The following is a 7589-nucleotide window of genomic DNA, read 5'->3' as shown; positions in this document are numbered from 1 at the left end:
AAACCTGAGGTGAACTCGACTTTTTTATGTTTATCCCACCATAAATAATCTTGATAGTTAAATAATAACAATATCAAACCATTCTAATGCAGGATTAATTACCTGTCTGAATGGATGGTATAAAATGCGATCAAAATCTGGTTTTTTTATGCTGCTAATGGGGAATCTGATATACTAAATCCTGAAAAATCGCGATAAGGCTGGAGATGTTATCTCCTTACTCCAGCCCAAGTTCTTTTAATTTTCGCGCAATAGTATTGCGTCCCCAGCCTAGCAACCGGGCAGCCTCTTGTTTATGTCCTTTGGTATGTTTAAGCGCACAGTTGAGTAAAGTACGCTCTAATAACGGTAATGCTTCAGATAGTAGATCCTGCTGACCATTTTCCAACGCACTTGTGGCCCAATGAGCAAGTAGCTGCGGCCAGTCTTCCGGTATTGTATTTACAGGTGTTGTATTTGCGGGTATTGCCGTGCCGGTTTCGGCATGATGGGGTTCAAATAATTCAGGCGGCAAATCTTGTACCAGCACCTCCTGGCTTGCCGCCATAACTGTTAGCCAACGGCAGATGTTTTCCAACTGGCGGACATTACCCGGCCAGGGTAAACGCATTAAAGCCATTTCTGCGTCAGGATGCAGAATCTTTGTTTCTACGCCTAGCTCTTTAGCGGTCTGTTGCAGGAAATGGCGGGTCAGGCGGGGGATATCTTCCACTCTATCGCGTAAGGGAGGTAATTGCATACGAATAACATTCAGGCGGTGATACAGATCTTCACGGAATTTGCCTTTTGCTACCAAACGTTCTAGATCTTGATGGGTTGCAGCGATAATTCGGACATCTACTTTTACCGGTGCGTAACCGCCAATCCGGTAAAACTGGCCTTCTGCTAATACTCGTAACAGGCGAGTCTGAATGTCCAGTGGCATATCACCAATTTCATCAAGAAACAGCGAACCGTTATTGGCCTGTTCAAATCGTCCGTGACGTACCTGATTGGCGCCAGTAAAAGCTCCTTTTTCATGACCAAATAGTTCTGATTCAATCAAATCCTTGGGAATCGCTGCCATATTGAGCGCAATAAATGGTTTATTAGCCCGTGGACTGTGGCGATGAAGGGCTTGGGCCACCAATTCTTTTCCTGTACCGGATTCGCCATTAATTAGGACACTGATAGAAGAACGGGAGAGACGGCCAATGATACGGTAAACGTCCTGCATGGCAGGCGCTTCACCTATCATGTCGGAAACGGGTGCGAGGGCCTGCGGGTTTCTGGTTGGTTGATTCTGTTCGCGGGAGTGGCTAAGTGCCCGTTCCAGTAGTGCGACTGTTTCATCAATATCAAAGGGTTTTGGTAAGTAATCAAAAGCACCTTGCTGATAGGCACTGACTGCGGCATCCAGATCTGAGTGGGCCGTCATAATGATGACGGGCAGTAATGGGTTATTCTGCTTGATATTATTCAGCAGGTTTAGTCCATTCATTCCCGGCATACGGATATCCGAAATCAAGACATCAGGCGTGTTTTGCGCCAGTGCGGTCAATACGCTATCAGCATCTGCAAAGCTGGTGCATTCCATTCCCGCACTGCTTAACGCCCGCTCAAGTACCCAGCGGATTGAGTTATCATCATCAACGATCCAGATTTTTCCCGGTTGCATAGTTATCCTCTATTTCTTGATCGGTAAGTAGATAGAAAATTCTGTGTGCCCCGGCCAACTGGTAAATTCTATTTTGCCGGAGTGTTGATCTATCAAGCTGCGGGCAATCGATAGACCAAGACCTGTTCCACCTTCATGAGCACTGACCATTGGGTAAAACAAGGTGTCCTGAATCTGTGGCGGGATACCCGGCCCGTTATCTTCCACGTCAATTCTGGCAGCCAGACGATAGCGTTTACCATGCAGGGTGATTTGAAAGGCGGTACGGGTACGCAGGGTAATAGAACCTCCCTGTTTTCCCAGTGCTTGCAAGGCATTACGGGTGATGTTCAGCAAAACTTGTTCAATCTGATCAGGGTAGTGGGCCAGTTCTGGCAGGCTGGGATCGTAATCTTTTATTAGTGTCACGTTATCCGGCATTTCCAGTGAGACTAACTGGTAGACCCGCTCAGCAACATAATGAATGCTTTGCTTAATTTGTTCGCCCGGATGTTGTGGCCCAAGTAGTCTGTCTACCAGATGACGTAACCGGTCAGCTTGTTCAATAATCACTTGGGTATATTCCTGTAAAGCAGGGTCAGGCAGCGCTCTTGAAAGTAATTGTGCAGCACCCCTCAGTCCGCCGAGGGGATTTTTGATTTCATGTGCTAGCCCCCGAACCAATTCCCGTGCAGCTATCTGTTGGGCTTGTTGTACCTGCTCTTGGCTTAACCGGCGTTGACTATCCATAGGCGCCAGTTCCAGCAAGATGAACTGCTCGGAAATCGGTTGGGCACTGAGCGACATGATGTGAGAGCGGTTATCAACCACTAACGTCACTTCGTTGTCAGTAAAACTCTGGCCACTGACCAGACTGGAACGCATTAATTCTGTATCCAGTGAAAAATAGCTAAACAGTACCGGAAGAGGTGTACCGAATAGTTTACGGGCACTCTGAGCTAATAATTGCAGCGCTGAATGGTTGGCATAACGGATCACAAGGTCGGTATCCAGTACCAGCACGCTGTTAATCAGTGAGTTTAATATTTGCCCAGTATCGGGTAAATTTTCCGTTTTCATCTGGTCACACTCCTGCACCTTTTTGGTGCACTGTATCATGTTCGAGCGTAAAACCCAGCAAAAGCCTGAACTTGGAAAGTGGGAAAAGGGCCCATCCGAAGATGGGCTAAAGGTTTCACGGCAACAAAAAATGATCAGCAGGAATAGGGCTGTTAGTTACACACTGTAATACAGCTCAAACTCTAGTGGATGTGGTGTCAGGCGGACACGTTCCATTTCACTGTTTTTTAATTCAATATAAGCATCAATGGCGTCGTCGGTGAATACACCACCACGAGTCAAGAATTCGCGGTCGGTATCCAGTGCTGCCAATGCTTCATCCAGAGAAGAAGCGACAGTTGGGATCTCTTTAGCTTCTTCCGGTGGTAGGTCATATAAGTTTTTATCCATTGCATCACCCGGATGGATTTTGTTGATAATACCATCAAGGCCGGCCATCAACTGAGCGGCAAAAGCCAGATAAGGGTTAGCCGCTGGGTCTGGGAAGCGTATTTCAATTCGGCGAGCCTTGGTGCTTGCTACAACAGGAATACGGATAGATGCGGAACGGTTACGGGCAGAATAGGCCAGCATAACCGGAGCTTCATAGCCCGGAACCAGACGTTTATAAGAGTTGGTTGTCGGGTTGGTAAACGCATTCAGTGCACGGGCATGTTTGATAATACCGCCGATGTAGAACAGCGCCAGTTCGGACAGGCCACCGTATTTGTCCCCAGCAAACAGGTTAGTGCCGTTTTTGGACAGGGACATGTGGCAATGCATACCGGAACCATTATCGCCAACCAGCGGTTTTGGCATAAAGGTCGCGGTCTTGCCAAAATTGTGTGCCACATTATGCACGACGTATTTGTAAATCTGAGTTTCGTCAGCTTTTTTGGTCATGGTGTTGAAGCGGGTCGCGATTTCATTTTGGCCAGCTGTTCCAACTTCATGATGGTGAGCTTCTACCACCAGCCCCATCTCTTCCATGGTTAGACACATGGCTGAACGCAAATCTTGAGAAGAATCAACGGGAGGCATCGGGGCGTAACCGCCTTTTACTGCTGGTCGATGGCCTTTGTTGCCACCTTCGTATTGAGTCCCGGAGTTCCATGCGGCTTCGATATCGTCAATATGATAGTAAGAACCGGACATGGAACTGCCAAAGCGCACGTCATCAAACAGGAAAAACTCGGGTTCCGGTCCACACAGGACGGTATCTGCAATTCCGCTTGAACGTAGGAAATCTTCAGCGCGTTTAGATATGCAACGAGGGTCGCGGTCATAGCCTTGCATGGTGCCTGGTTCCAGAATATCGCAACGTAGGATCAGCGTGGCATCATCAAAGAAGGGATCAAGCATGGCTGTACTTGAGTCTGGCATTAGCACCATGTCAGATTCGTTAATGCCTTTCCACCCGCCAATTGAGGAGCCATCGAACATTTTGCCATCTTCAAAGAAGTCTGCATTAACCTGATGAGCAGGAATGGTCATATGTTGTTCTTTGCCTTTAGTATCAGTGAAACGCAAATCAATAAACTTCACCTGATGCTCTTCAATCATGGTTAAAACATGTTCAGCGGACATACTCGGTTTCTCCTGGTTTGTGTCGGTCTTGATAAAATGGTCGTGATAAGACTTAAAGAAAACACAGTTATATCATTTTACCTTAACAAGGCTATTTACTCGTTTGCAAACTATTACGTGTTTGTGAACTAGTTTTGCGAAAAGCGTGCCAACTTTCTAACACTTTGCAATATACTGTGTTATGGGTATGCCTATGATGGGATATTCTGATCTTTAGTGAAATTGCATCATTTTGGTGCAATTATGTTACTATCGCGCATCATGTTAGTGCGTTTGTGCTGAAAATGCGTCTGTTTATGGGCGTGAAAAGGATCACAATTCCATAGGCACCAAGTTGTTAAGAAGAGATTATTGTGATCCTGTTTAGTCCTTCGACCAATGTGTGTACAATAGCGCGCCATTTCTAAATGCCTGAGGCAAAGTTTGTGATCGAAAAATTGCGTAATATCGCCATCATCGCGCATGTTGACCACGGTAAAACCACCCTGGTTGACAAGCTGCTGCAACAATCCGGTACTTTCGGTGACCGTGCGACAGCGACAGAGCGTGTGATGGACTCCAATGATCTGGAGAAAGAGCGTGGAATTACTATCCTCGCAAAAAATACCGCCATTAAATGGAATGACTACCGTATTAATATCGTAGACACTCCGGGACATGCCGATTTCGGCGGTGAAGTAGAACGTGTTATGTCTATGGTTGACAGCGTACTGTTGCTGGTCGATGCCATGGATGGGCCAATGCCTCAGACCCGTTTTGTGACACAGAAAGCGTTCGCTCATGGTTTGAAACCGATTGTGGTAATTAACAAAGTTGACCGTCCAGGTGCTCGCCCTGATTGGGTTGTCGATCAGGTATTTGACCTGTTTGTTAACTTGGGTGCGACTGACGAACAACTGGACTTTCCAATTATCTATGCATCTGCATTGATGGGAATTGCTGGTACTGAGCATGAAGATATGGCGGAAGATATGACGCCGTTATATCAGGCGATTGTTGAGCATGTAGAGCCACCGAAAGTTGACCTTAATGGCTCATTCCAGATGCAAATCTCTCAGCTGGATTACAACAACTATGTTGGCGTTATCGGGATTGGCCGTATCAAGCGTGGTACGGTTAAACCAAACCAGAACGTCACTATTATTGATAGCGAAGGGAAAACCCGGAACGGCAAGATTGGTAAGGTGCTGGGCCACTTGGGTCTGGAGCGTATTGAGAGCGAGCAAGCTGAAGCCGGTGACATCATTGCGATTACTGGTTTGGGCGAGCTGAATATCTCCGATACTTTGTGTGATACCAACATGGTTGAAGCGCTGCCACCGCTGGCTGTTGATGAGCCGACGGTAAGTATGTACTTCTGTGTTAACACTTCTCCTTTCTGTGGTCGTGAAGGCAAATATGTTACTTCACGTCAGATCCTTGAGCGCCTGAAGAAAGAGCTGGTTCACAACGTCGCACTGCGTGTCGAAGAAACAGAAGATCCGGATGCGTTCCGTGTTTCTGGCCGTGGTGAATTACACTTATCTGTTCTGATTGAGAACATGCGCCGTGAAGGTTTTGAACTGGCGGTATCTCGTCCGAAAGTTATCTTCCGTGAGATCGATGGCCGTAAACAAGAGCCATTCGAGCAGGTGACGTTAGATATTGAAGAGCAGCATCAGGGTGATGTAATGCGGGCGTTGGGTGAGCGTAAAGCAGATCTGCGTGATATGTTGCCAGACGGTAAAGGCCGTGTGCGCCTTGATTACGTTATTCCAAGCCGTGGTTTGATTGGTTTCCGTACTGAGTTCATGACGATGACTTCCGGTACGGGTCTGCTGTATGCAACATTCAGCCACTATGATGATATTCGTCCAGGTGAAATTGGTCGCCGTCAGAACGGTGTGATGATTTCTAATGGCCAGGGTAAAGCAGTTGCTTATGCACTTTACAGCTTACAGGATCGCGGTAAGTTGTTCCTGGGCCATGGTGCAGAAGTGTATGAAGGCCAGGTGATCGGCATTCATTCCCGTTCAAATGATCTGACAGTTAACTGTCTGACGGGTAAAAAACTGACGAACGTCCGTGCGTCAGGTACTGACGAAGCGACAACTCTGTCTCCACATATTAAGAAAACACTGGAGCAGGCTCTGGAGTTTATTGATGATGACGAGTTGGTAGAAGTGACCCCTGTGTCTATTCGCCTGCGTAAACGCCATCTGACAGAAAACGAACGTCGTCGTGCGTATCGCAGTAAAGAGGCGTAATCTTTCCTGCCATGCAAATGCTTAGGGCGCCAATGACGCCCTGAGTTTTTTAAACAGATAGATTATTTACCTAGCAATTGGTAGAACGTTGGGTTGTCATCACATTGCCCACCACCACACTCCAGAACGGTAGAGATTAAATTTGCTGCAATTAATAGGACAAATAAACCAATAAGAATCTGACCGAAAACAGGTGCGTTTTCCTTTTCTTCGGTTGTTTTTTCCAGACTTTTTAATATCAGCATGACTGATATGGCAATAATAGCAATAACTGAGGAAAGGAGTGCCCAAGTATAAAAATGTAGACCAAAAAGGGCGGAACCATAACCGGTATCACCGGGCATTATGTGTAAGAATACTTGTCGGATCGCAATAATCCCAGTCACGATACTGCCAATAAGTGCGATACCGTAATGCGCGCTTTTAATACCAAAGCGTAGATTAAATAAGAAACCAAATCCTATCATTATCATGCCTGTCCGCTGTAACAAACATAATGGGCAAGGAAGTTCTGAAAGGACTAACTGATAATAGAAGGCAACGGTAAGTGCGGCACTAATACCAAATAATCCAATGACGTTGAATATCATGCCGTAGCTGATCTTCTGTTTTGTTGCTAATACCTGATTCATCAGATTGTCTCCAGTTAGAAAGATAGATTTAACGAATCAGTTGCATGATGGATAAACCAGGCTACAGTCGTCACCAAAAGAAGGCCCCATAGGGTATAACTCGTTTTATACTTGCCATATAGGGTGGTGATAACCGCAAATAATGCGAGTAAAAAAGGTAAAAACATATACATGGTTGGTTCTCCTGTTTTTTAAAAACATCTAAGACCTTTCCCTGTAGTAGATTGCGTTCTTCAGGGTAGGGAATTCATCGTAGTGACTGCTCCCCGTCCTATCGGGCGAGGCTTCCCACTTCACAGGCCGCTGCTTGTGCTCGACAAGTCTGACGCTGGCCTCCATGGGCAGAGACGACGAGACCCGCCGCCTGTAATTCAAATAACCCTTGCTCCCTGATATTCAACGCGGCATTGATATCTCTGTCATGTTCCG

At 46.4% G+C, this 7589-nt stretch carries 6 protein-coding genes and 1 pseudogene; 1 reads left to right on the top strand and 6 read right to left on the bottom strand.

Annotation, left to right across the window (positions count from 1 at the left end):
* Positions 1–217 precede the first annotated feature (217 nt).
* The 3 genes from glnG to glnA form a co-directional block, all read right to left on the bottom strand.
* Positions 218–1657, bottom strand: a complete 1440-nt coding sequence (glnG, locus tag C5469_RS21765) for a nitrogen regulation protein NR(I) (RefSeq protein ID WP_166310694.1) — start codon at positions 1655–1657, stop codon at positions 218–220.
* Between the two features lie 9 nt (positions 1658–1666).
* The gene (gene glnL, locus C5469_RS21760) at positions 1667–2716 is read right to left on the bottom strand and encodes a nitrogen regulation protein NR(II) (protein WP_166310692.1); all 1050 of its coding nucleotides are present in this window, start codon (positions 2714–2716) and stop codon (positions 1667–1669) included.
* Positions 2717–2872: 156 nt separating this feature from the next.
* Positions 2873–4282: a glutamate--ammonia ligase gene (glnA, locus tag C5469_RS21755; RefSeq protein WP_166310690.1), complete on the bottom strand. Its 1410-nt coding sequence runs from the start codon at positions 4280–4282 to the stop codon at positions 2873–2875.
* A gap of 407 nt (positions 4283–4689) precedes the next feature.
* On the opposite strand from glnA, the gene typA reads away from it, so the two are divergent.
* Entirely contained in the window at positions 4690–6528 is a 1839-nt protein-coding gene (typA, locus tag C5469_RS21750) for a ribosome-dependent GTPase TypA (protein WP_166310688.1), read from the top strand.
* Between the two features lie 62 nt (positions 6529–6590).
* Here the strand turns inward: typA and C5469_RS21745 are convergent, their stop codons facing one another.
* The 3 genes and pseudogenes from C5469_RS21745 to C5469_RS21740 all read right to left on the bottom strand — a co-directional run.
* The gene (locus tag C5469_RS21745) at positions 6591–7160 is read right to left on the bottom strand and encodes a disulfide bond formation protein B (protein WP_166310686.1); all 570 of its coding nucleotides are present in this window, start codon (positions 7158–7160) and stop codon (positions 6591–6593) included.
* A gap of 14 nt (positions 7161–7174) precedes the next feature.
* A complete protein-coding gene (locus tag C5469_RS23875) occupies positions 7175–7327 on the bottom strand; it encodes a DUF5993 family protein (RefSeq protein WP_036768332.1) in 153 nt (50 codons plus the stop codon).
* Between the two features lie 104 nt (positions 7328–7431).
* Positions 7432–7589, bottom strand: a pseudogene (locus C5469_RS21740) (RNA-guided endonuclease TnpB family protein); the annotation flags it as partial.

This window comes from Photorhabdus cinerea (assembly GCF_011189575.1).
Classification (GTDB): Bacteria; Pseudomonadota; Gammaproteobacteria; order Enterobacterales; family Enterobacteriaceae; genus Photorhabdus; species Photorhabdus cinerea.
This window is presented reverse-complemented; position numbering and strand designations above follow the sequence as displayed.

Excerpts from the sequence above, each read along its gene's own strand:
- C5469_RS23875 (WP_036768332.1), bottom strand. The coding sequence starts at position 7,327 with ATGTTTTTACCTTTTTTACTCGCATTATTTGCGGTTATCACCACCCTA.
- C5469_RS21745 (WP_166310686.1), bottom strand. The coding sequence starts at position 7,160 with ATGAATCAGGTATTAGCAACAAAACAGAAGATCAGCTACGGCATGATA.
- typA (WP_166310688.1), top strand. The coding sequence starts at position 4,690 with ATGCCTGAGGCAAAGTTTGTGATCGAAAAATTGCGTAATATCGCCATC.
- glnL (WP_166310692.1), bottom strand. The coding sequence starts at position 2,716 with ATGAAAACGGAAAATTTACCCGATACTGGGCAAATATTAAACTCACTG.
- glnA (WP_166310690.1), bottom strand. The coding sequence starts at position 4,282 with ATGTCCGCTGAACATGTTTTAACCATGATTGAAGAGCATCAGGTGAAG.
- glnG (WP_166310694.1), bottom strand. The coding sequence starts at position 1,657 with ATGCAACCGGGAAAAATCTGGATCGTTGATGATGATAACTCAATCCGC.